This is a genomic window from Aeromonas sp. A04, assembly GCF_047780465.1.
GTDB lineage: Bacteria > Pseudomonadota > Gammaproteobacteria > Enterobacterales > Aeromonadaceae > Aeromonas > Aeromonas bestiarum.
Genome location: NZ_JBLNHP010000003.1, coordinates 369,818 through 391,535 on the forward strand (window position 1 = coordinate 369,818; position 21,718 = coordinate 391,535).

The 21,718-nt window shown below is 62.3% G+C and carries 18 protein-coding genes; 12 read left to right on the forward strand and 6 right to left on the reverse strand.

Annotation, left to right across the window (positions count from 1 at the left end):
* Nucleotides 1-182 precede the first annotated feature (182 nt).
* The gene (gene metH, locus ACM3N8_RS13005) at nucleotides 183-3,878 is read right to left on the reverse strand and encodes a methionine synthase (protein ID WP_416016204.1); all 3,696 of its coding nucleotides are present in this window, start codon (nucleotides 3,876-3,878) and stop codon (nucleotides 183-185) included.
* A gap of 203 nt (nucleotides 3,879-4,081) precedes the next feature.
* Between metH and ACM3N8_RS13010 the strand changes: the two genes are divergently transcribed.
* Both ACM3N8_RS13010 and ACM3N8_RS13015 read left to right on the forward strand, forming a co-directional pair.
* Entirely contained in the window at nucleotides 4,082-5,359 is a 1,278-nt protein-coding gene (locus tag ACM3N8_RS13010; RefSeq protein WP_103471759.1) for a cation:proton antiporter, read from the forward strand.
* 465 nt (nucleotides 5,360-5,824) lie between these two features.
* Entirely contained in the window at nucleotides 5,825-6,001 is a 177-nt protein-coding gene (locus tag ACM3N8_RS13015; protein WP_098980954.1) for a hypothetical protein, read from the forward strand.
* Between the two features lie 152 nt (nucleotides 6,002-6,153).
* On the opposite strand, the gene ACM3N8_RS13020 is transcribed toward ACM3N8_RS13015, so the two are convergent.
* Nucleotides 6,154-6,675: a GNAT family N-acetyltransferase gene (locus tag ACM3N8_RS13020; RefSeq protein ID WP_416016205.1), complete on the reverse strand. Its 522-nt coding sequence runs from the start codon at nucleotides 6,673-6,675 to the stop codon at nucleotides 6,154-6,156.
* A gap of 117 nt (nucleotides 6,676-6,792) precedes the next feature.
* Nucleotides 6,793-7,614 (reverse strand): HDOD domain-containing protein, encoded by an 822-nt coding sequence (locus ACM3N8_RS13025; RefSeq protein ID WP_043134925.1) that lies wholly within the window; start codon nucleotides 7,612-7,614, stop codon nucleotides 6,793-6,795.
* Nucleotides 7,615-7,788: 174 nt separating this feature from the next.
* Between ACM3N8_RS13025 and ACM3N8_RS13030 the strand changes: the two genes are divergently transcribed.
* Both ACM3N8_RS13030 and ACM3N8_RS13035 read left to right on the forward strand, forming a co-directional pair.
* Nucleotides 7,789-8,052, forward strand: a complete 264-nt coding sequence (locus tag ACM3N8_RS13030; protein WP_043134924.1) for a hypothetical protein — start codon at nucleotides 7,789-7,791, stop codon at nucleotides 8,050-8,052.
* 107 nt (nucleotides 8,053-8,159) lie between these two features.
* The gene (locus ACM3N8_RS13035) at nucleotides 8,160-9,005 is read left to right on the forward strand and encodes a neutral zinc metallopeptidase (RefSeq protein ID WP_416016206.1); all 846 of its coding nucleotides are present in this window, start codon (nucleotides 8,160-8,162) and stop codon (nucleotides 9,003-9,005) included.
* Between the two features lie 64 nt (nucleotides 9,006-9,069).
* On the opposite strand, the gene aphA is transcribed toward ACM3N8_RS13035, so the two are convergent.
* The gene (aphA, locus tag ACM3N8_RS13040; RefSeq protein WP_416016207.1) at nucleotides 9,070-9,780 is read right to left on the reverse strand and encodes an acid phosphatase AphA; all 711 of its coding nucleotides are present in this window, start codon (nucleotides 9,778-9,780) and stop codon (nucleotides 9,070-9,072) included.
* A 293-nt stretch (nucleotides 9,781-10,073) separates the two neighbouring features.
* Here aphA and ACM3N8_RS13045 point away from each other — a divergent pair, with 293 nt between their 5' ends.
* From ACM3N8_RS13045 to ACM3N8_RS13065, 5 genes are read left to right on the forward strand one after another with little or no spacing between them, the layout of a single operon-like run.
* Entirely contained in the window at nucleotides 10,074-11,297 is a 1,224-nt protein-coding gene (locus tag ACM3N8_RS13045; protein WP_103471768.1) for a PAS domain-containing protein, read from the forward strand.
* A gap of 15 nt (nucleotides 11,298-11,312) precedes the next feature.
* Entirely contained in the window at nucleotides 11,313-11,684 is a 372-nt protein-coding gene (locus tag ACM3N8_RS13050; RefSeq protein ID WP_098984970.1) for an anti-anti-sigma factor, read from the forward strand.
* A 5-nt stretch (nucleotides 11,685-11,689) separates the two neighbouring features.
* Nucleotides 11,690-12,754: a SpoIIE family protein phosphatase gene (locus ACM3N8_RS13055; RefSeq protein ID WP_416016208.1), complete on the forward strand. Its 1,065-nt coding sequence runs from the start codon at nucleotides 11,690-11,692 to the stop codon at nucleotides 12,752-12,754.
* Nucleotides 12,755-15,421: a response regulator gene (locus tag ACM3N8_RS13060; protein ID WP_416016209.1), complete on the forward strand. Its 2,667-nt coding sequence runs from the start codon at nucleotides 12,755-12,757 to the stop codon at nucleotides 15,419-15,421. It abuts the gene before it with no gap.
* A 10-nt stretch (nucleotides 15,422-15,431) separates the two neighbouring features.
* Nucleotides 15,432-16,562, forward strand: a complete 1,131-nt coding sequence (locus ACM3N8_RS13065) for an HD-GYP domain-containing protein (protein ID WP_043134915.1) — start codon at nucleotides 15,432-15,434, stop codon at nucleotides 16,560-16,562.
* On the opposite strand, the gene ACM3N8_RS13070 is transcribed toward ACM3N8_RS13065, so the two are convergent.
* Nucleotides 16,559-17,239: an adenine nucleotide alpha hydrolase gene (locus ACM3N8_RS13070; RefSeq protein WP_274453268.1), complete on the reverse strand. Its 681-nt coding sequence runs from the start codon at nucleotides 17,237-17,239 to the stop codon at nucleotides 16,559-16,561. The two genes, ACM3N8_RS13065 and ACM3N8_RS13070, sit on opposite strands and share 4 nt — an antisense overlap.
* A 246-nt stretch (nucleotides 17,240-17,485) precedes the next feature.
* Between ACM3N8_RS13070 and ACM3N8_RS13075 the strand changes: the two genes are divergently transcribed.
* From ACM3N8_RS13075 to ACM3N8_RS13085, 3 genes are all read left to right on the forward strand, one after another.
* A complete protein-coding gene (locus tag ACM3N8_RS13075) occupies nucleotides 17,486-18,802 on the forward strand; it encodes an MFS transporter (RefSeq protein WP_274453267.1) in 1,317 nt (438 codons plus the stop codon).
* A 135-nt stretch (nucleotides 18,803-18,937) separates the two neighbouring features.
* Entirely contained in the window at nucleotides 18,938-19,654 is a 717-nt protein-coding gene (locus ACM3N8_RS13080; protein ID WP_043139769.1) for a MarC family NAAT transporter, read from the forward strand.
* A gap of 161 nt (nucleotides 19,655-19,815) precedes the next feature.
* Complete coding sequence (locus tag ACM3N8_RS13085; RefSeq protein ID WP_042868639.1) at nucleotides 19,816-20,019, forward strand: hypothetical protein; 204 nt, start codon at nucleotides 19,816-19,818, stop codon at nucleotides 20,017-20,019.
* A gap of 145 nt (nucleotides 20,020-20,164) precedes the next feature.
* Here the strand turns inward: ACM3N8_RS13085 and tldD are convergent, their stop codons facing one another.
* The gene (gene tldD / locus ACM3N8_RS13090) at nucleotides 20,165-21,613 is read right to left on the reverse strand and encodes a metalloprotease TldD (protein WP_181003619.1); all 1,449 of its coding nucleotides are present in this window, start codon (nucleotides 21,611-21,613) and stop codon (nucleotides 20,165-20,167) included.
* Nucleotides 21,614-21,718 lie beyond the last annotated feature (105 nt).

Here is a 21,718-nt window from a genome sequence, read left to right on the forward strand (position 1 = left end):
CCACAGCGCCAAGACAACGCCAATTGTTTCTCCTGACAACAAGACAAACCACACAGAACTGCACACTGCAATCCCGTTGTCACCGATATGTCAAACGGCGGCCCTAAGCTGGTCTGTCCACCAGCCCAAGGATGCCGCCGTTTCTCGTCAAAGATCAACCCGTGTCACGGGGAGATCACCATTCAGTTCAGGTTTGGCCCCAGCCAGCGCTCGGCTTCCACCAGCGTCATGCCCTTGCGCACGGCGTAGTCTTCCACCTGATCCTGCTGGATCTGCGCCACCGCGAAGTATTTGCTGTCCGGGTGGGAGAAGTACCAGCCCGACACGGCCGCGCCCGGCCACATGGCGTAGGACTCGGTGAGCTTCATGCCGATGGTCTGCTCGACCCCCAGCAGCTCCCAGATGCTGCCCTTCTCGGTGTGCTCGGGGCAAGCGGGATAGCCCGGCGCCGGACGTATGCCACGGTAGTTCTCGCGAATAAGCTCCTCGTTGGAGAGCGCCTCGTCCTGGGCATAGCCCCAGTGCACTTTGCGCACCTGCTCGTGCAGGTACTCGGCGAAGGCCTCCGCCAAACGATCGCACACCGCCTGAATGAGGATGGCGTTGTAGTCGTCGTGATCGGCCTTGTAGGCCTGCGCTATGACCTCCTCACCTATGCCACCGGTCACCGCGAAGGCACCGATCCAGTCCGGCTTGCCGCTCTCCTTGGGTGCCACATAGTCCGCCAGGCAGTAGTTCGGGAAGCCCTGCTTCTCGCTCTGCTGGCGCAGGTGGTGCAGCACCTTGATGACCTCGGTGCGCGACTCGTCGGTATAGACCTCTATGCTGTCCCCCACCCCGTTGGCGGGGAACAGGCCTATGATGCCGGCGCAGCGCACGCTCTTGTCCCGCTCCAGCTGGTCCAGCATGGCGTTGGCGTCGGCAAACAGCTTGGTCGCCTCCTCGCCTATGATCTCGTCCTCCAGGATACGCGGATACTTGCCCGCCAGCTCCCAGCTCAGGAAAAACGGCGTCCAGTCGATGTAGGGGCGCAGCACCGAAACCGGCACGTTTTCGAACGTCTGCACTCCGGGCTCACGGGGGGCCGGCGGTTGATAGTTTACCCAGTCCAGCTGATGGCGGTTGGCGCGGGCGTGGGCCAGGCTGACCGGCTTGGATCTCGGCTGCTTGCGGGCATGCTGATCCCGCGCTATCTCGTACTCCTTGTCGATGCGGGCGACAAACGCAGGCTTGAGCTCTGGGTTCAGCAGGCTCTGGGCCACCCCGACGGCGCGGGAGGCGTTCGACACATAGACCACAGGTTCGCTGTAGTTCTGCTCTATCTTGACCGCTGTGTGGGCCTTGGAGGTGGTGGCCCCGCCGATCAGCAGCGGCAGCTTGAAGCCCTGGCGCTCCATCTCCTTGGCCACGTGCACCATCTCGTCGAGAGACGGGGTGATCAAACCCGACAGTCCTATGATGTCCGCTCCCACTTCCCTCGCCGTCTTGAGGATGGTCTCGCAGGAGACCATGACCCCGAGATCCACTATCTCGTAGTTGTTGCACTGCAGCACCACGCCGACGATGTTCTTGCCGATGTCGTGCACGTCCCCCTTCACGGTGGCGAGCACTATCTTGCCGTTGCTGTAACTGCCCTGTTTCTCGGCTTCGATGTAGGGTTGCAGATAGGCCACAGCCCGTTTCATTACCCGTGCCGACTTTACCACCTGGGGCAGGAACATCTTGCCCGCGCCAAACAGGTCGCCGACCACGTTCATGCCATCCATCAGGGGCCCTTCGATCACGTGCAACGGCTTCTCGGCCCCGGCCCGCGCCTCTTCGGTATCCTCCTCGATGAAGTCGGTGAGCCCCTTGACCAGGGCGTGTTCGAGCCGCTTGCCCACGGGCCAGCTGCGCCACTCCTGATCCCGTGGATCCTCCGCCTGGGCACCGGCGCCGCGATACTTCTCGGCGATGGCCAGCAGATCCTCGGTGGCGTTGTTGTTCAGGTTCAGCACCACGGCCTCGACCTTCGCCTTCAGCTCCGCCGGAATGTCTTCGTAGATGGCGAGCTGACCGGCGTTGACTATCCCCATGTCCATGCCGTTCTGGATGGCGTGATAGAGGAAGACGGCGTGGATCGCCTCGCGCACCGGCTCGTTGCCACGAAACGAGAAGGAGACGTTGGAAACGCCGCCGGAGATCATGGCGTAGGGCAGGTGCTGCTTGATGTCCTTCACCGCCTCGATGAAGTCCACCGCGTAGTTGTTGTGCTCGTCGATGCCGGTCGCCACCGCGAAGATGTTCGGGTCGAAGATGATGTCTTCCGGCGGGAAGCCCACCTGATCCACCAGGATCCGGTAGGCGCGCTGGCAGATCTCGAACTTGCGGGCGCGGGTGTCCGCCTGACCTACCTCGTCGAACGCCATGACAATGACGGCGGCGCCATAGCGACGCAGCAGCTTGGCCTGGGCGATGAATTTCTCCTCCCCCTCCTTCATGGAGATGGAGTTGACCACCGGCTTGCCCTGCACGCACTTGAGGCCGGCTTCCAGCACCTCCCACTTGGAGGAGTCGATCATCACGGGCACCCGGGCAATGTCCGGCTCGCCGGCGATCAGGTTCAGGAAGCGCACCATGGCCGCCTCGGCGTCCAGCATCCCCTCGTCCATGTTGATGTCGATGATCTGGGCGCCGCTCTCCACCTGTTGCTTGGCGACATCCAGGGCCTCGTCGTAGAGCCCCTCCTTGATCAGCCGCTTGAACTTGGCCGAACCGGTGACGTTGGTACGCTCCCCCACGTTCACGAACATGGACTCCGCCGTGATGATCAGCGGCTCCAGGCCCGACAGCCGGCAGGCGACCGGCAGCGTTGGCAAGACGCGAGGACGGATACCCGCCACCGCATCGCTCATGGCGCGGATGTGGGTCGGGGTGGTGCCGCAGCAGCCCCCCACCAGGTTGAGGAAGCCGCTCTGGGCCCACTCGCGGATGTGCTCCGCCATCTCGCCTGCGTCCAGATCGTACTCGCCGAACGCGTTGGGCAGACCGGCGTTGGGGTGGGCGCTGACATGGGTTTCACTGATGCGCGACAGCTCTTCCACATACTGGCGCAGCTCGTCCGGGCCGAGCGCACAGTTGAGACCGAAGGAGATGGGTTTGACGTGGCGAAGCGAATGGTAGAAGGCTTCCGTGGTCTGACCGGAGAGGGTGCGGCCCGAGGCGTCGGTGATGGTGCCGGAGATCATCACCGGCAGGGCATAGCCCAGCTCCTCGAACACCAGATCCACCGCGAAGGCGGCGGCCTTGGCATTGAGGGTATCGAAGATGGTCTCGATCAGAATGATGTCGGCACCCCCTTCGATCAGGGCGTGGGTCGATTCGGTGTAGGCGGCCACCAGCTGGTCATAGGTGACGTTGCGCTTGCCGGGATCGTTCACATCCGGCGAGATGGAGCAGGTGCGGTTGGTGGGGCCCAAAACCCCTGCCACGAAGCGCGGCCTGGTGGGGTCCTTGGCCGTCCACTCGTCCGCCACGGCGCGGGCCAGACGGGCGGCCTCGCGGTTGATCTCGGCGGAGAAGGCTTCCATCTCGTAATCGGCCATGGCGATACGGGTAGCATTGAAGGTGTTGGTCTCGAGGATGTCGGCGCCGGCGGCGCAGTACTGATCGTGGATCTCGCGGATCACCCCGGGCCGGGTCAGCACCAGCAGATCGTTGTTGCCCTTGATGTCGGTGTGCCAGTCGGCAAAGCGCTCGCCCCGATAGTCCGCCTCACCCAGCTTGTAGCCCTGGATCATGGTGCCCATGGCACCGTCGATGATCAGGATCCGTTCCTTGAGACAGGATTCCAGCTTCTTCTTTATGTCCGACTTTTTATTCGACTCTATGCTCGACACCGCTCGTTCCTCTTACATCCATGCAACTGCGTGAACTTCATCCTAGCAGCAAACAAATCAAATGGAAATCTAGCCGTCTATCTGTCCGTAATTGCGATCTATATACTCATAAATGGGTAATGAGTAACATGTGACCCCAGAGTACCCTATGCCCGTCCTCAATAGGGATACGTGCTTGCTGTTTACTAAAGAGAAAAATAACTATGAGCGTCTACTACACACTCTGCTTCCTGGCAGCCTTGGCGATCTTCATCGCCTTTGCCAATCAGTATGTTGTGAAGATCCAGACCACCATCGCCATCACAGCCGGATCCATGCTGATCTCCGCGCTGCTGGTGTTGTTCGGTAAGCTGGGCTGGTTCAATCTCGAACCCCTGGCCGTCAAAACCATGGAGAGCATAGACTTCCAGAACTTCCTGCTGAAGGGGATCCTGGGCTTCCTGCTGTTCGCCGGTGGTCTCGGCATCAACCTGAAGGCATTGCGTAGCCAGAAGTGGGAGATCACCATTCTCTCCATAGTGGCGACCCTGCTCTCCACCTTCCTCATCGGCTACGGCTTCTGGTTCATCGCCAAGCTGCTGGGCTGGGAACTGCCGCTGGTCTACTGCATGTTGTTCGGGGCCCTGATCTCCCCCACCGATCCCATAGCCGTGCTGGCCATCGTCAAGAAGATGAAGGCGCCACCCCAGATCGCCATCCAGATCGAAGGGGAATCCCTGTTCAACGACGGTGTCGGTCTGGTGATCTTCGCCACCGTGTTCGCCGTCGCCTTTGGCGGAGTTGAACCCACCTTCGGCAGCGTGGCCGGCCTGTTCCTGCATGAAGCCCTCGGCGGCATCTTGTTCGGCGCCGTGCTGGGCCTCATCGCCCACGTGATGATCAGCGCCACCGACGACGGCTCCCTGGAGCTGCTGCTGACCCTCTGCATTCCCACCGCCGGCTTCGCCTTCGCCAACATGATCGGCGTCTCCGGCGCCCTGGCCATGGTGGTCACCGGCATCATGATCGGCAACTGGACCCGCCAGTCCGGCTTCTCCGAGCAGAGCAAGCACCACCTGGATCACTTCTGGGAGTTGATGGATCAGTTCCTCAACGCCCTGCTGTTCCTGTTGATCGGTCTGGCGCTGGTGTTGCTGGAGCTCGCCTGGCAAGACTGGATCCTGCTGGTCATCGCGGTTCCCCTCTGTCTGGCCGCCCGCTTCATCAGCGTGTCGCTGCCCTACATGGCCTTCCGCCGCTATCGCAGCTACAACAAGTTCTCGGTGCGGATCCTCACCTGGGGCGGTCTGCGCGGCGGTCTGGCCATGGCCATGGCGCTGGCGTTGCCCTCCGGCGTCATGATGCTGCCGGAACACGGCGTCGATCTGCGGGAAGTGATCCTGGTGATGACCTACTCTGTGGTGATGTTCTCCATCGTGGTGCAGGGCATGACCATCACCCCCATGATCACCGCCGCCAAGAAGGCCACCGGCGACTACTGAGTCACCCGCTGACCCCGGCAGGCATCATGCAAAAGGGCTCCCGACGGGAGCCCTTTTTGTGGCTGACGATACTGAAAAAACGGATTTGAGATAAAATCGCCAAATAATTGTTTGCTTTTTATTCATATCGAGGAGAGAATGCGCACCGGCTAGTTAATCAGCCCTGTTTATGTTCGCAATGCTTCAACATTAGATGAATCCTGCCAGTACCTACATAACCTTCCTCTGATTTACTCGCCTCGAGAACCGTCAGGCTGTCTGCCTGCGTTGCCCGGCTCTCACGGCGCAGACCCGTTCTGCCCACCCAATTTGATTTATGCATCAGCATATTCCTTGACAGTGCAGACGCCCGTGACTCGGGCTGGGTATTCCTGCGCGCTTGTCGACCCTGGCGGTTGACCGCGCCCATTAACCTGAAATTTGCAAAAACAAGGAGCAAACACTTAATTTATATAGAGAAATACCATGATGAAAGCCATACATACACACAAGCCCCTGCGTCGCAGCAAACCCATCAACCTGCCTCCACAAGAGCAGGATTCCGATGCGTTCCTGATCCAGTTCAGCACCCGCTTCAGCGGCGGTTTCGCCATCTCCTGTGATGGTATCGCTGGCGAGTTCTCCATCGAAGACCTCAACTGATCCTGCCTGCCAACCGGCAGCGCCCGATGCAGACAGGCCGCAACTCACGGCGGCCTCTTTGTTTCACCTCTTGAACTTAATTTCTCCTGCACCAGCGTTACTCACAGCGCCTTCCATCACAGACTGTCAGCCACGCCTCGCCGTTGCACGCTTCAGACCGGGCAGGTTTGAGTTCCGACCGCCTCCAGCAGCAGACACTCATCAGCATCCTCGCTCAGCTTGACCAGGCGACTGCGCACCAGCCCCAGCTTGGCCAGCAGTGCCACCGATCGCTCGTTGCCCGGGGTGACGATGGCGATAACCCGCTCTATCCCCAGCCTCTCCCGACCATCTTGCAGCGCCGCTTGCGCCGCTTCTATGCCGTAACCCTGACCCCGATAGGCGGGCAGGAAGGCGTAGCCTATGTCTTCGCAGGGCAAGGTATCGCGCTTGATAAGGCCGCAGATGCCGAGCCTGGCCTCATCGCTCCTGCGCGCGACCAGATAGAGGCCGTGGCCATGGCGGGCATAGCTGACCGCCGGCCCCTGCTGGATGTAGTTTTCGGCGTCGAGCAGGGTGCGTATGCCGCGATCCCCGATATAACGGTGAAAGTCGCTGTCGTTGAGCAGTTCGAGAATGAAGGGGGCATCGGCTGTGGTCAGTTCGCGCAGCTGCAGGCGCTCGGAGAGGATCATGGCAAGGACTCTTTCAACAAAAACAGGCCCTCAAGACTGCCCCTGCTCCGCCTCGTTGGCAAGGCAAACCCCATGAAAAAGGGCCGCAGTGCGACCCCGATAACAGGATGAGCAGGCTCAGGCCGCCAGCAGACCCGCATAGCCATTGCCCTGCTCGCGCAAGGCCATGAACACGGCGGCACAATCCGGCCAGGCCAGGCCGAGTCGCTCGGCCACCTGGACGGGCCACTCGGGTGGCGCCTCCTCCCCCACATCCGACTGCGCCGCCAGCACTATGCCCAGGTGGATCAGCGCAGCCTCGGCAGAGAACTCCTTGGCCAGCAAGGGGTTGTAGTGATACTCCACCGCATGGCAGATGCTGAGGGGAAATTGCCAGCGCCTGGCCATCTCGGCCCCTGTCTGGGCATAGTTGAAGCCGACCACCAGCTCCTCGGCCTTGGCGCGCCCCTTGCTGGGCTCCAGATCCTTGATGTGGTTCACCATGTTCTCCGGCAGTCCCACATGCATGATGAGCCGCCCCATGTCGTAGAGCAGGGCGCAGGTGAACACCTCCTCCCCCTTCATGCCCTTGAGCTTGGCAAGCCGTCTGGCCAGCTCGGCCACGTCGAACACCTTGCCCCAGAAGTGCTTGAGGTCGATGCCGGGCACCGCATTGATGGAGCCTGTCAAACCGCAGGCCAGCACCATGTTGCGCACCACATCGACCCCGAGTCGCACCACAGCCTCGTTGACGGTGGCGACCTGGCGACTGCCGCCAAACTTGGCGGAATTGGCCAGCCGCAGCAGCTTGGCCGAAATGACGGGATCCTTGTTGATCTTCTTGGCGATCAACAGGATATCCGGTTCCTTCTCACTGAAGGTCTGCACCAGATCGCGCATGACTTCGGGCACATTGGGCAGATTTTGGGGCTTGGATAACAGCGAGTCTATGGTGGGCATCTTGATATCCGTCCATGCAATTTTATGATGGCTTTCGTTTGCCGACAGCAAACCCTCAGTAAGTATGGGTAACAAAAAGCGGCCTCACAGGAATGTTTTTATCGACATATTTCAATGTGTTAATAGCATTATGGCTATACTGGCACCCTTTATGACATGACGAGGAAGTTGAACATGAGCGAACCCACCGAGTTCTTTGACGAACAGACCCTGCTGGAGATGGTCGACAACCAGCTGATCGATGGTCACCCGTTGCAGGTCAAGGCGACCCTGATGCGGCTGGTGATGAAGGGCACCCCACGGGAAGAGGCGCTGCAATACATCGCCTGTGCCCTGGGCGCCGAACTGATGGCGATGGAGGCGGAACAGGGTCCCTTCAACCTCGAGCGTTACGCCCAGTTTCTGGACTCCCTGCCCGAGATGCCCTGGGCCGAATAAACACGCTTGCCAGCCGATTGCGGCCCGGCCGCAGGCCTGGCCCCGTTAGGCAAGCCGCACCGCCAGCCATTATCATTACTGCCATTGCACATGAGGGGAGCAAGGCTATGCGCTGGCAGAATCGCCGTGAGAGCAACAATGTTGAAGACAGGCGCCAGCAGGGCGGCGGTGGCGGGCTTCCCATCGGCGGCAAGGGTCGCCTGATCCTGCTGGTGGTGGTCATGGTGGCCGGCTACTACGGGGTGGATCTCTCCCCCCTGCTCAGCGAGCCGACGACCCAGAGCCAGCCCAAGCGTCAGGAGGTGTCTCAACCGGCCAAGGATCCCCTGGCCAAGTTCACCTCGGTGATGCTGGCCTCCACCGAAGATGCCTGGGGCGAGATCTTCCAGCAGAGCGGCAACCCCTATCAGGCCCCCAAACTGGTGCTCTATCGCGGCGCAACCCGCACCGGCTGCGGTCAGGGCCAGTCGGTGATGGGTCCCTTCTACTGCCCGGCGGATCGCACCGTCTACATAGACCTCTCCTTCTATCAGGAGATGCGCGACAAGCTGGGAGCCGACGGCGACTTCGCCCAGGGCTATGTGGTGGCGCACGAGGTGGGTCACCACGTGCAGAACCTGCTCGGCATAGAGCGCAAGATGCGCCAGCAACAACAGGGACTGAGCCGCGCCGAGCAGAACAAGCTGTCGGTCAAACTCGAACTGCAGGCCGACTGCTTCGCCGGCGTCTGGGGCCACTACATGGAGCGGGAGCAGGTGCTGGAGCACGGCGATCTGGAAGAGGCGCTCAACGCCGCCCAGGCCATAGGTGACGACCGCCTGCAACAGCAGAGCCAGGGCCGGGTGATCCCGGACAGCTTCACCCACGGCAGCTCGGCCCAGCGTTACGCCTGGTTCAAGCGCGGCTTTGACAGCGGCAAACCCGCCAGCTGCAATACCTTCGCCGCCCGCTAGACGCCAGGAAAAAAGGGCCGGCTCCTGACAGGAGCCGGCCCTTTTGCCAACCGCAAGACGGCGATCAGAACTGAGAGTCGACTATCACCTCTTCCCCCAAAGCGCCCGCCAGCGGCAGCGGCCGGTAGGTGGAGTTGGCTGCCCGCAGCAGGCGTATGCCGCGCACACCCACGGCCTGCGCCGCCTTGATATCCCCATCCGCATCGCCGTAGAAGATCTTCATCTGTTTATCCTTGAGCCACTGCACCTTGGTGTTCTGACCCGGTTGATCGCCGGCGAAGATCACCGGATTGAGCCGAGCGGCCGGGATCCCCATGGTCTGCTGCAGCGTCTGGCTCACCGTTTCGGTCCTGGTCGCCGAGCGACCCGTGACGAAATAGATGTGATCGCCGCGCTTGAGGTGCATGGCGATCAGCGCCTTGCCCACCTCTTTCGGCACACTGAACGCATCCCAGCCATTGTTCATCTTCTCCCAGAAGGCGGGATTCTTGAGGTAGCTCTCGTCGTTGGGCGAGAACTCCCGCTTGCCGCGATAGAAACCCGGGCTGGAGAAGAGCAGGGTATCGTCGATGTCGAAGCCCACCGCCATCGGCGGCAGGCCATCCAGACTGGCGGCAATCTGCGCCACCGACACCCAGTGAATGGGCGCCTGCTGGGCCAGAGTCACAGTCGTGACACCGGTCGGGCTGGTCACGGCCTGATCGGCCAGGGCGGGCAGGCTGAGGGTTGCGGCGAACAGGGAGGCTAGCAGGGCAAGACGGGGAAAAGCGGGCATGGTACGACTCGTGACGTGAATAAAACAGGGTGCCAATCCTGCCCCATGCTGTCGACCGAAACCGTGAAACCGACCACAAAACGGAACCAGGTGACTCGCGCCAACCGGCATTTTCCACGCGGGATGAACGCCAGGCGCCGCGTGAATGTGGCCTCACCCGAGCGATCGTCACATCTGATCACCATCAGCCCCTTTTGACCCTTAATTCAGGCCTAAAGAGCCCGAGTGAGCTATAACTGCTTAACACCCATTATTGACATCAACATCAACGACATTCTCTCACTGGAGATGCCATGGACGCACACACCTCTGCCCATTCCACCAAGACCGGCTCAGCATCATCCCCTCACCAAGCCCAGATGGACGCCATCGACAAGATGCTGGCGCGGCTCGAACTCTCCCCCGACGGGCAGATCCTGGACGCCAACCCGCGCTTTCTCGCCCTCATGAACTATTCGCTGGACGAACTCAAGGGCCAGCACCACGAGGTGCTGCTCTCACGGGATGAAGCGCAATCCCCATCCTATACCGCCTTCTGGGAGGCACTGCGCAGCGGCCAGCCACAGGAGGGGGAGTTCCACCGGCTGGACAAGCAGGGGCGAGATGTGTGGACCCTGGGCACCTGCAGCCCGATGCTGGATGCACAGGGCAAGCTGATCCGGATCATCGAATACGCCATGGATCTGACCGAACAAAAGCAGCTCAACGCCAACTTCGAGGGCCAGATCAATGCCCTGAGCCGGGTCATGGGCAAGGTGGAGTTTTCCCTGGATGGCACCATTCTGGATGCCAACTCGCGCTTTCTCGACATAGTGGGCTATCAACTGGAGGAGCTGAAGGGTCAGCACCACAGGTTGCTGGTCGACCCGGATTACGCCCAGTCGCCCGATTATCGCGCCTTCTGGGAGACATTGCGCCGCGGCGAGTACCTGGCCGGCGAGTTCTGCCGGCTCGGCAAGCAGGGCGAGGAGGTCTGGATCCAGGGCTCCTACAATCCGGTGCTGGATCTGAACGGCAAGCCCAGCAAGATCGTCAAGTTTGCCACCGACATCACGGCCCAGGTGGAGCAGCACCGTCAGCTCAAACGAGCCATGGAGGAGGCGGAAGAGGCCGCCAGGGTGCGCGAGGAGCTGCACAAGTCGCTGCAGGAGATGTCGACCCCGGTCACCCCCATCTGGGACGGCATCCTGCTGCTGCCACTGGTGGGGATCATAGACTCCATGCGTACCGCCGACGTGATGAACAAGTCGCTCACCAAGATTGCCGAGACCCGAGCCCGGGTCTTCGTGCTGGACATAGCCGGCGTTGCCACCGTGGATACCGGGGTCGCCAACCAGTTGATCAAGATCACCAAGGCGACCCAGTTCATGGGGTGCGAGGCCATCATCTCAGGGGTCTCTCCCGCCATCGCCCGCACCATGGTGGAGCTGGGGGTCTCGGTCGGCGATATCCGCACCACGGCGACCCTGAGGGATGCCTTCGAAATTGCCCTCAAGCGGGTCGGATCCACCCTCTAGGAGGCGACCATGACCATGCAGCTCAACAACGATCTGGGCATAGCCAATGTGGCTGACTGCGTCGTGGTCAGCATGCGTCCCGATCTCGGTGACGACGGCATGCAACTGCTGATGCAGACCCTCTCCCAACGGCTGGTACAGGGCCGTCAGCGCGCCGTGCTGCTCGACTTCTCCGGCGTCATGCTGCTCGATCACCACGAATTCAGACAGGTGTGCAAGCTGGCCGACGTGTGCCGCCTGCTCGGCGCCATCTGCCTGCTGGTCGGGTTGAATGCTGGGATCGCCGCCTTTCTGGCGCTGGCCGAGGCGCAGCCGGGACAGCTGCGCTGCTTCATCGACATGGACGATGCCTTCGCCCATGTCAATCGCCTCAAGGCCGAGGAGTAAATCCCATGCAACTGGAACAGACAGCGCAGGAAGCCAGGTATCCGTTGCGCCACGACATCGACCTGCACCTGACGGTGATGGCGGTGCGTCGCCTCCCCTTCATCGCCAGCCTGTCCGAGGTGGACCGTACCATGCTTTCCACCGTGGTCTCCGAGCTTGGCAGCAATATCCTGAAATACGCCACGAAGGGGGAGATCACCCTGGCTCTCCATCACCCCAAGGGACGCCCCTGCATCGACATCATCGCCCGTGACAAGGGGCCCGGCATCCCGGACGTGCACCAGGCCATGCAGGATCACTACAGCACCTCGGGCACGCTTGGGCTGGGGCTGCCCGGCGTGCGGCGCATGATGTCCGAACTCACCATCAGCACACCGCCCGAGGGGGGCACCCTGGTACAGGCCCGCAAGTGGCTCGGGGCGGCACCCTCGATGGCCCGCGTCACCCTGCCCACTCAGGTGTCGAACCCCCGCACACTGACACTGGAGTGGGCCAGCGAGAACCGGCCCTGCTATCCGGAGCGGGTCTCGGGCGACTTGGCCTTTATCCGCCCCGGCCCCGATGGGGTCTCGTTGGTGCTGATCGATGTGAGCGGCCACGGCGCCTCGGCCAACAAGCTGGTGCAGATCCTCGAAGAGGCGCTGCACAACAGCCGGGAGCAGGAGCCTGCCCGTCTGCTGCAACTGCTCCACCAGCACTGCATCGGCACCCGGGGAGCCGCCGCCGGCGTGGCGCTGATCAATGGCGAACGCGGCGAGCTGAGCTATGCCGGCATCGGCAATACCCGCATCTGCCTGCGTGGCCACGAGCCCTGGCGCGGCATCTCCCGCGACGGCGTGCTGGGGGAGCGTTTCCCAACCCCCTTGCTGCAACGTCAACCCATAGTGCCGGGGGATGTGGTGATGCTCTACTCGGATGGCATCAGCGAATCACTCAACCTGCGCGACGGCGCACTGGAACTGGGGGCGGATCCCGCCACCCTGGCTCGCCAGGTCATAGCCCACAGCGGCCGCAGCACGGACGATGCGAGCTGCATAATATTGCGGGTGCAACCGGAGGAGGAAAGCTAGATGCAACAGCTGATAGGTGACATCCGGCTCTCTGGCCCGGCGGCGGCCCTCACCGCCAGACGCAAGGTGATCCAGGTTCTCACCTGCATCGACAAGAGCCCCACCTTCGTGGCCCCGCTGGCGGGGGCCACCTCGGAGCTGGTGCGCCAGCTGGCGGCGACGACCGGCTGGCTGCAACTGCGGCTGTGGCTGGAGAGCAAGACGCAGGAGCTCTGGCTCTCTCTGGCCGCCGATGAACCGCTGCAACCCGGTTCCTCTGGCGCCTCTCATGGCACCATACGGCTGGTCTCTCACTCGGACAGTGCCATCGCCCTGGTCTGCCACCTGCCCCACTGGCCGGATGACGGCATGCTGCAACAGATGCAGCAGCAGTTCGCCGAGCCGACCCGGGAAGAGCTGTTCGCCGTGATGCAGACCAAGAATCAGGAGCTGGAACAAGCCTATGAACTGGCGGAGAGCGCGACCCGGGCCAAGAGCGACTTTCTCGCCAACATGAGCCACGAGATCCGCACCCCCATGAACGCCATCCTCGGCATGGCCCACCTCGCCCTGCAAACCCGGCTCGACCCGCAGCAGTTCGACTACGTGGGCAAGATCCAGCGCTCCGCCCAGCACCTGCTCGGCATCATCAACGACATCCTCGACTTCTCCAAGATAGAGGCCGGCAAGCTGGATCTGGAACGGATCGAATTCGATCTCGACCATGTACTGGAAAACCTGGCGACCCTGGTGGGCGAGAAGGCCGAAGCCAAGGGCATAGAGTTGCTGTTCGAGGTCGACCACCAGCTCGATACCCTGCTCTATGGCGATCCGCTGCGCCTCGGCCAGATCCTGATCAACTACGCCAACAACGCGGTCAAGTTCACCGAACAGGGCGAGATCCTGGTCAAGGTCAGCTGCCTGGAGAAGCTGCCGCAGGAGGTGCTGCTGCACTGCTCGGTGCAGGACACGGGGATCGGCATGAGCCAGGAACAGCAGCAGCGGCTGTTCCAGTCCTTCCAGCAGGCGGACAGCTCCACCACCCGCAAGTACGGCGGCACAGGCCTCGGACTCGCCATTTCCCGCAAACTGGCTGGGCTGATGGGAGGCGAGGTGGGGGTGCAGAGCGAACCGGGCCAGGGCAGCACCTTCTGGTTTACCGCCCGCCTTGGCCGGGGCAGGTACAGATCCCGCTACCTGCCCAGCCTGGATCTGCGCGGCCGCCGCATGCTGGTAGCCGACGACAGCGCCAGCTCCCGCACCATACTGGCCGCCCTGCTGAGCAGCATGAGCTTCGTGGTGGACACCGCAGAGTCTGGCCAGCAGGCGCTGCAGATGATCGCCAGCGCCGAGCAGGAGGGGAGACCCTATGAGGTGGTGCTGCTGGATTGGCACATGCCGGGGCTAGATGGCATAGAAACGGGTCGCCGCCTCATCGCCCGCGGCTTCACCCAACGCCCCTACCGGGTCATGGTGACAGGTTACGGACGGGAGGAGGTATTTCGCGAGGCGGAGGCCGCCGGATTTGACCGGGTACTGGTCAAGCCGGTGTGCGCCTCAGTGCTGTTTGATACCGTCATAGGTCTGTTTGGCCAGCAAGCCACGCCGGTCGCCTTCAAGTCACAACAACCGGCCCACAGCTACCGCTTCGACGGGCTCACCATACTGCTGGCGGAAGATAACGAGCTGAACCAGCAGGTGGCGCGGGAGCTGCTGCGAGCGGTCGGGGCCAAGGTCGACATAGCCGCCAATGGCGCCATCGCCCTGAAAATGGCGGAGCAAGCGCACTACGACCTGATCCTGATGGACATGCAGATGCCGGTGATGGACGGGCTGGCCGCTACCCGGCTACTGCGCCTGCAGGAGCGCGAGGGGCATCACATCCCGATCCTGGCGATGACGGCCAACGTCATGGCCGGCGATCGGGAGCGCTGCCTGGAGGCCGGCATGGATGATCACATCGCCAAACCCATAGATCCCGACAAGCTTTATGCCGCCCTGCAGCGCTGGGCGACCTCCTTCAGCCGTGAAACCGGGGGGCGGATCAAGTCCTCGGTGACCCAGCGCGAGGAGCCCTTGCAGGCGCAGTTGCAGGCGCTCGGGTTCAAGGCAGAGACAGCACTGCAACGCCTGATGCACAACTGGGAGTGGTATCGGGACCTGCTGCGCCGCTTCGCCCAGCAGGGCGTTCAACCCATGCAGCATCTGATCGCCGCCCTGCAGACAAACGATAGCGAAGAGGCGCATCGGCAAGCCCATACTCTCAAGGGCATAGCCGCCACCCTGGGCGCCGACCCGCTACGGGACATAGCGGCCCGGCTGGAGAGTGCCATCGCCCGGGGAGACGATACCAGCAGCCTGTTACCCCTGGCCGAGCAGGGATTGCAGATGCAGCAGCAACTGACCGATGGCTTGCTCCCCCTGCTGCCCCCCCAGGCCTCCCCGGCTCGATCCGAGCTGACGCAACCGGACATAGCGTCCGTACTGACACGGCTGACCCAGTTGCTGCTGGAGGATGATGCCGAGGCCTTCATCCTGTTCCAGCACCATCAGGCCAGGCTCGCCCCCTTGCTGGAGGAGGCCGCACCGGCCATGGCCAACGCCATGACCCGGTTCCGCTTCACCGACGCATTGGCACATCTGCAACAAGTCCGGGCCCTCAAGCCCGATCTGTTCAACCAAGAGTGAGGGCACCATCATGCTCAATTTGCTGGATCCCGACACCAAACCCACCCTGCTGGTGGTCGATGACACGCCGGAGAATCTCTCCCTGCTCAGCGCCTTGCTGAGCCCTCACTATAGAGTCAAGGTGGCCATCAGCGGCCGGCGAGCGCTGGAGATACTGTCGGCCGGCACCCGGGTGGATCTGATCCTGCTCGATGTGGTGATGCCCCTGATGGACGGTTACCAGGTGATGCAGGCGCTGCAGGAGATGCCGCAGACGCGGGACATTCCAGTGATCTTCCTGACCGCCAAGGTGGAGGAGAGCGCGGAGGCACACGGGCTGGCGCTGGGCGCTGTGGACTATATCCACAAGCCGATCACCCCCGCCATCGTGCTGGCCCGCGTCAGAAACCATCTGGAGCTGAAAGCCGCGCGGGACCTGCTGCACGACCAGAACGCCTATCTGGAGCAGGAGGTGGAACGGCGCACCCGGGAGAACGAGCTGATCCAGAACATCACCATCCACTCCCTTGCCTCTCTGGCCGAGACCCGCGACAACGAGACCGGCAACCACATACTGCGCACCCAGCACTACGTGAAGCTGCTGGCGGAGACCCTGTGCGATCACCCCCGCTTTCGCGCCGAGCTGACCCCCAAGACCATAGAACTGCTGTTCAAGTCGGCGCCCCTGCACGACATCGGCAAGGTCGGCGTGCCGGACCGGATCCTGCTAAAACCCGGCAAGCTGGATGCAGACGAATTTGCCCAGATGAAGCATCACTCCATCCTCGGCAAGGAGGCCATAGTCCATGCCGAGGAGGCGCTGGGGGTGGAGGTCGAGTTTCTGCGCCTGGCCAAGGAGATCGCCTGTTACCACCATGAAAAGTGGGATGGCACCGGCTACCCCTATGGCCTGATGGGGGACGAGATCCCCCTCTCTGCTAGGCTGATGGCGCTGGCGGATGTGTACGATGCCTTGATCAGCAAGCGCTGCTACAAGGCCGCCATGTCCCACGATGAGGTGGTTCCCATCATATTGGCGGGGCGCAGCAGCCACTTCGACCCCGACATCACGGATACCTTCGCCCGCATCCACTCGCAGTTTCACGACATAGCCCTGCGCTACAACGACGACAAGGGCGAGCGGGAGACCAATACCGACTAGACGATAGGGAGATCGGCAGGCAGCAGGTCGGTGAAGACGAAGCCGTCCCGCTCCACCGTCTCCCCCACCCGGATGGCCAGCGGCCGCTGGAACATGGGGCCGTCCCAGGCCAGGGTATGAAACTCGCCGTTCTCGCCGCAGGGGTCCACCCCGGCGGGCAGGACCGCCAGCAAGGCCGCGTCAAACTCATGTCCGCCGAGGGTGGCAGGCAGCTTGTGCGGATCCAGGGTGCTGATCCTGGCCCTGAGCCCTGCTGCCATCATCTCGCCAGCCAGCTCGTCGGTCTTGCTGCCCCATAGCGGAAACAACGGCGTGATCCCCGTCCCCGCCAGCTGCCGCTCCCGATAGGCGCGCACATCCTCGAGGAAGAGATCGCCAAACGCCATGTGGCGGATCCCCTGCGCCACCATGTCCACGATGAAGTCGGTCATGATGCGGGCGTAATCTTCATTGCTGCAGGGCCAGGGCAGGTCGATGGTGGTCAGCGGCAAGCCCACGCACTCGGCCTGTGCCAGCAGCAACTGCTTGCGCACCCCGTGCATGGCCACCCGTTCGAACGCCTGGTTGAGGGTGGTGAACAGTCCCACCACCTCGATGGCCGGATCCTGCCGCAGTGCGTGCAGCGCCCAGGCGCTGTCCTTGCCGCTGCTCCAGGAGAGCAGCACCTTGGTCTTCATATGATTTCTCCAGCTATCTTGAGGTCGGAGCCGGCAAGGCGCCGGCCATCGTCCTGATTATTCGTCCGGGCGAGGAGCCCGGCGCTTGAGCGTGTCGCTCCGTCTCACTGCACCAAAAAGCTGCAAGACAGTGTTGCGAATTGTGCGATTTACATACCGGGATGCAAAAGCATACCCTCGGTCATGAGCGTGTCCCCTCAAAGGATGGGGAACAATAACTAAAAAAACGATGGGAAACATAAGGATATGACGACAGTCACGCAAGCTTACGACCACAGCCGTCCCCTCAACCGACAGGATTACAAGACCCTGAGCCTGGCCGCCCTCGGTGGCGCCCTCGAATTCTACGACTTTATCATCTTCGTCTTCTTCGCCGTGGTGATCGGCGAGCTGTTCTTCCCGGCCGACATTCCCGAGTGGTTGCGCCAGTTCCAGACCTTCGGCATCTTCGCCGCCGGTTACCTGGCGCGCCCCCTCGGCGGCATCATCATGGCTCACTTCGGCGATCTCATCGGCCGCAAGCGCATGTTCACCCTCAGCATATTGCTGATGGCGCTGCCGACCCTGCTGATCGGCCTGCTGCCCACCTACGCCACGCTCGGCATCGCCGCCCCCCTGCTGTTGCTGCTGCTACGGATCCTGCAGGGAGCCGCCATCGGTGGCGAAGTGCCGGGTGCCTGGGTGTTCGTGGCGGAGCACGTGCCCGCCCGCCGGGTCGGCGTCGCCTGCGGCACCCTCACCGCGGGATTGACGGCTGGCATACTGCTTGGCTCCCTGGTGGCCACCGCCATCAACCGCGGCATGAGCCCGGCCGAGGTGAGCGACTGGGGTTGGCGTCTGGCCTTCGTACTCGGCGGAGCGTTTGGCATAGTCGCCATGTACCTGCGCCGCTGGCTGCACGAGACCCCTGTCTTCGCCGAGATGCAGGCCAACAAGGCGCTGGCGGAAGAGCTGCCGCTCAAGACTGTGCTGCGCAATCACAAGGGCAGCGTGCTGATCTCCATGCTGCTGACCTGGTTGCTCTCCGCCGGTATAGTCGTGGTGATCCTGATGACCCCCACCTACCTGCAGAAGGTGCATGGCATCAGCCCCGCCGATGCCCTGACCGCCAACTCCCTGGCCATCCTGGCCCTGACCCTGGGCTGCATCTTCTATGGCCGGCTGATCGATGCCCTCGGCAGCGGTCCCACCTTCATGCTGGGCTCCCTGTTGCTGGCTGGCGCCAGCTACGCCTTCTACCACGGCCTGGCGGCCGGCATGGATCAGCTGATCCCGCTCTACATGCTGGCGGGCTTCGCGGTCGGGATCGTCGGCGCCGTGCCCTACGTCATGGTCAACGCCTTCCCGGCAGTGGTGCGTTTCTCCGGGCTGTCGTTCTCCTACAACGTGGCCTACGCCATCTTCGGCGGCCTGACGCCCATGCTGGTGACCCTGTGGATGAAGAACGACGTGCTGGCCCCCTCCCACTATGTGGTGAGCCTGTCGGCACTGGGCTTTGCCATCGGCCTGCTGCTCTGGCTGCAACGGCGCAACCAGCGGCAGGCTGCACCGCAAATCGCCTGACCCCTCGCAAGCCCCGCTGAAATCGGGGCTTTTTTCATATGGCTGGTGTTCAGCCCGGCCGACATAAGATAGCCTCCCTCTCGGGCCTGTCGACGGCCCAGGACACTCCTCCACTCTAGTCATCCGAGGTTCATGATGTTCTTTCAGGTCGTATTTCTCGCCTTGCTTGCCCTGCTGCCCATGGTCAATCCACCCACCACGGCCACCCTGCTGCTGGGGCTGAGCAAGGGCATGTCGCGCGAGCACGTGCGCCGCCAGATCAATCTGGCCGCCATCTATCTGTTCTGCACCCTCTGCGTCAGCTTCTTCATCGGCTCCTCCATCCTGGATCTGTTCGGGATCTCCATTCCCGGCCTGCGCCTGGCCGGCGGTCTCATCATCGCCTTCATCGGCTTTCGCATGCTGTTCCCGGCCCCCAGCCAGGCGGCCGGGGTCGATATCAACCAGAGCATCGCCTTCGTGCCGCTGACCATGCCCAGCATGTGCGGGCCGGGCACCATGGCGCTGGTGATCAGCGGCGCCGCCCAGATAGCCGAGCTGCCCGACGAGTACAACCGCTTCACCATCTATGCCGCCATGGTGACCGCCTTCGCTCTGATGAGCGCACTCAGCTGGGGCGTGCTCAAGCTGGCAGATCCTGTCTGCAAGATCCTCGGTGCCACCGGTATAGATGCCATGACCCGGATCATGGGCTTCCTGCTGGTGTGCATGGGCATGCAGTTCTGCATCAACGGCATCAAGGAAGTGGCACAGGATCCCGTGTTCCACGGCGCCACTGCGGCACAAACGGCACCTGCATTGCCACATGTATCCGGTGCACTCGAACAATTGGAAGAGGCCCGCCAGCCCTGACTGAAAACGGTGTCATAACCGCCGACAATCGTCACTGATCTTGCGCCTGATCATGTTGCTGACACATAAATGAGATAGTGTGTTTTTTGTACAGACTCGATTCAGAGTGTGCTTGATAGGTTTGTGGGTGGAGACACCCACTCACTGCAGGAGATGTGCAAATGGAAAAGATGCTGACCGAGATTGGAAGCTACAGCCTGTTTCATGAATATCTGAATGTGGTCGGTGCAGCCAGCCCCGCCCTGGCCAGGATAAAAACACGGTGGGAATACAAACAGAGCGATCGTCTGGTTGCCCAGATCAGGGTCGATCCACAAGGCAATGCACGCTTCTACATAGACGCCAGAGCCATATCGGTCAACTGACCCAGTCACCCCTATCCACCAGCCCCGGCCATGTACCGGGGCTTTTTGTTGGTTGCCATCTGCCTGAATGACAAAACCCCGGCAGGTGCCGGGGTTTGACTTTGCAGATGCCACGTCGGGTTATGCACGGCGCGGCCGACCCAACCTAGGAGGTGCCACCCACTGTGAGCTGGTCCAGCTTGAGGGTGGGCTGGCCGACCCCGACTGGAATGCTCTGCCCCTCCTTGCCGCAGACGCCGACTCCGCGATCGAGCGCCAGATCCCGACCCACCATGGAGACCTGGCTCATGGCCTCTGGGCCATTGCCTATCAGGGTCGCGCCCTTGATGGGGGTCGTTATCTTGCCATCCTCGATGAGGTAGGCCTCGGAGGCGGAGAAGACGAACTTGCCGGAGGTGATGTCCACCTGACCGCCGCCGAAGTTGGGGGCATAGATGCCCTTCTTCACCGAGGCGATGATCTCCGCCGGATCATACTGACCCGCCAGCATGTAGGTGTTGGTCATGCGCGGCATAGGCAGGGCGGCGTAGGATTCGCGGCGACCGTTGCCGGTGAGCGGCACCCCCATCAGGCGGGCGTTCTGCTTGTCCTGCAGATAGCCTTTCAGGATCCCGTTCTCAATCAAGACGTTGTAACCGCCCGGCGTCCCCTCGTCATCTATGCTGACGGAGCCGCGCCGACCCGGCAGGGTGCCGTCATCGACTATGGTGCAGTGTTTGGAGGCGACCTGTTCACCAATGCGACCGGCGAAGGCGGACGAGCCCTTGCGGTTGAAGTCCCCCTCCAGACCGTGGCCCACGGCTTCGTGCAGCAGCACGCCGGGCCAGCCGGCACCGAGTACCACCGGCATGGTGCCAGCCGGGGCGTCTATGGCTTCGAGGTTGACCAGCGCCTGACGCACCGCCTCGCGCACATAGCCAAAGGCCCGGCTCTCCAGCCCGTCCAGCTCCAGGAAATAGTCGTAACCACAGCGACCACCGCCACCCGCGCTGCCGCGCTCCCGGCGATCCCCCTTCTCGGCGATCACTGTCACCGACAAGCGTACCAGCGGGCGCACGTCGGCAGCGAGCGTGCCGTCGGTGGCGGCCACCAGTATCTCTTCATAGACGCCGCTGATGGAGGCCATCACCTGATTGATGGCGGGATCCAGGCTGCGGGCAAACTTGTCCATCTGCTCCAGCAGGGCGATCTTCTGGTGCTTGTCGAGGGTCTGCAGCGGATCCATGGCCGGATAGAGCAGGTTGGCCTCGGTGCGGGCCCAGGCCTTCACCTTGCCCTGCGCCCCGGCGGCGGCTATGCCACGGGCAGCGGTAACCGACTGTTGCAGCGCCAGCAGGCTCAGCTCATCGGAATAGGCGAAGCCCGTCTTCTCGCCACTGACGGCGCGCACCCCGACCCCTTGGTCGATGTTGTAGCTGCCATCCTTGACGATGCCGTCTTCCAGCATCCAGGACTCGTGCCAGCTACGCTGGAAATAGAGGTCGCCGAACTCCACCTGATGGCTCATCAGGCTGCCGAGCAGCTGTTGCAGCCGCCCTTCATCTAGGTCGTTCGGGGCCAACAATGAGGCACTAACCTGGCTCAATAGACTCAATCTTCTTCTCCACTCTCGTAACGAGATGTTTTAACCGTTTGTCGACTCGCAGGGTCGATTGGCCGCATGGCGGCATCATCGAATGGCTGCGAATCCAATTGCATA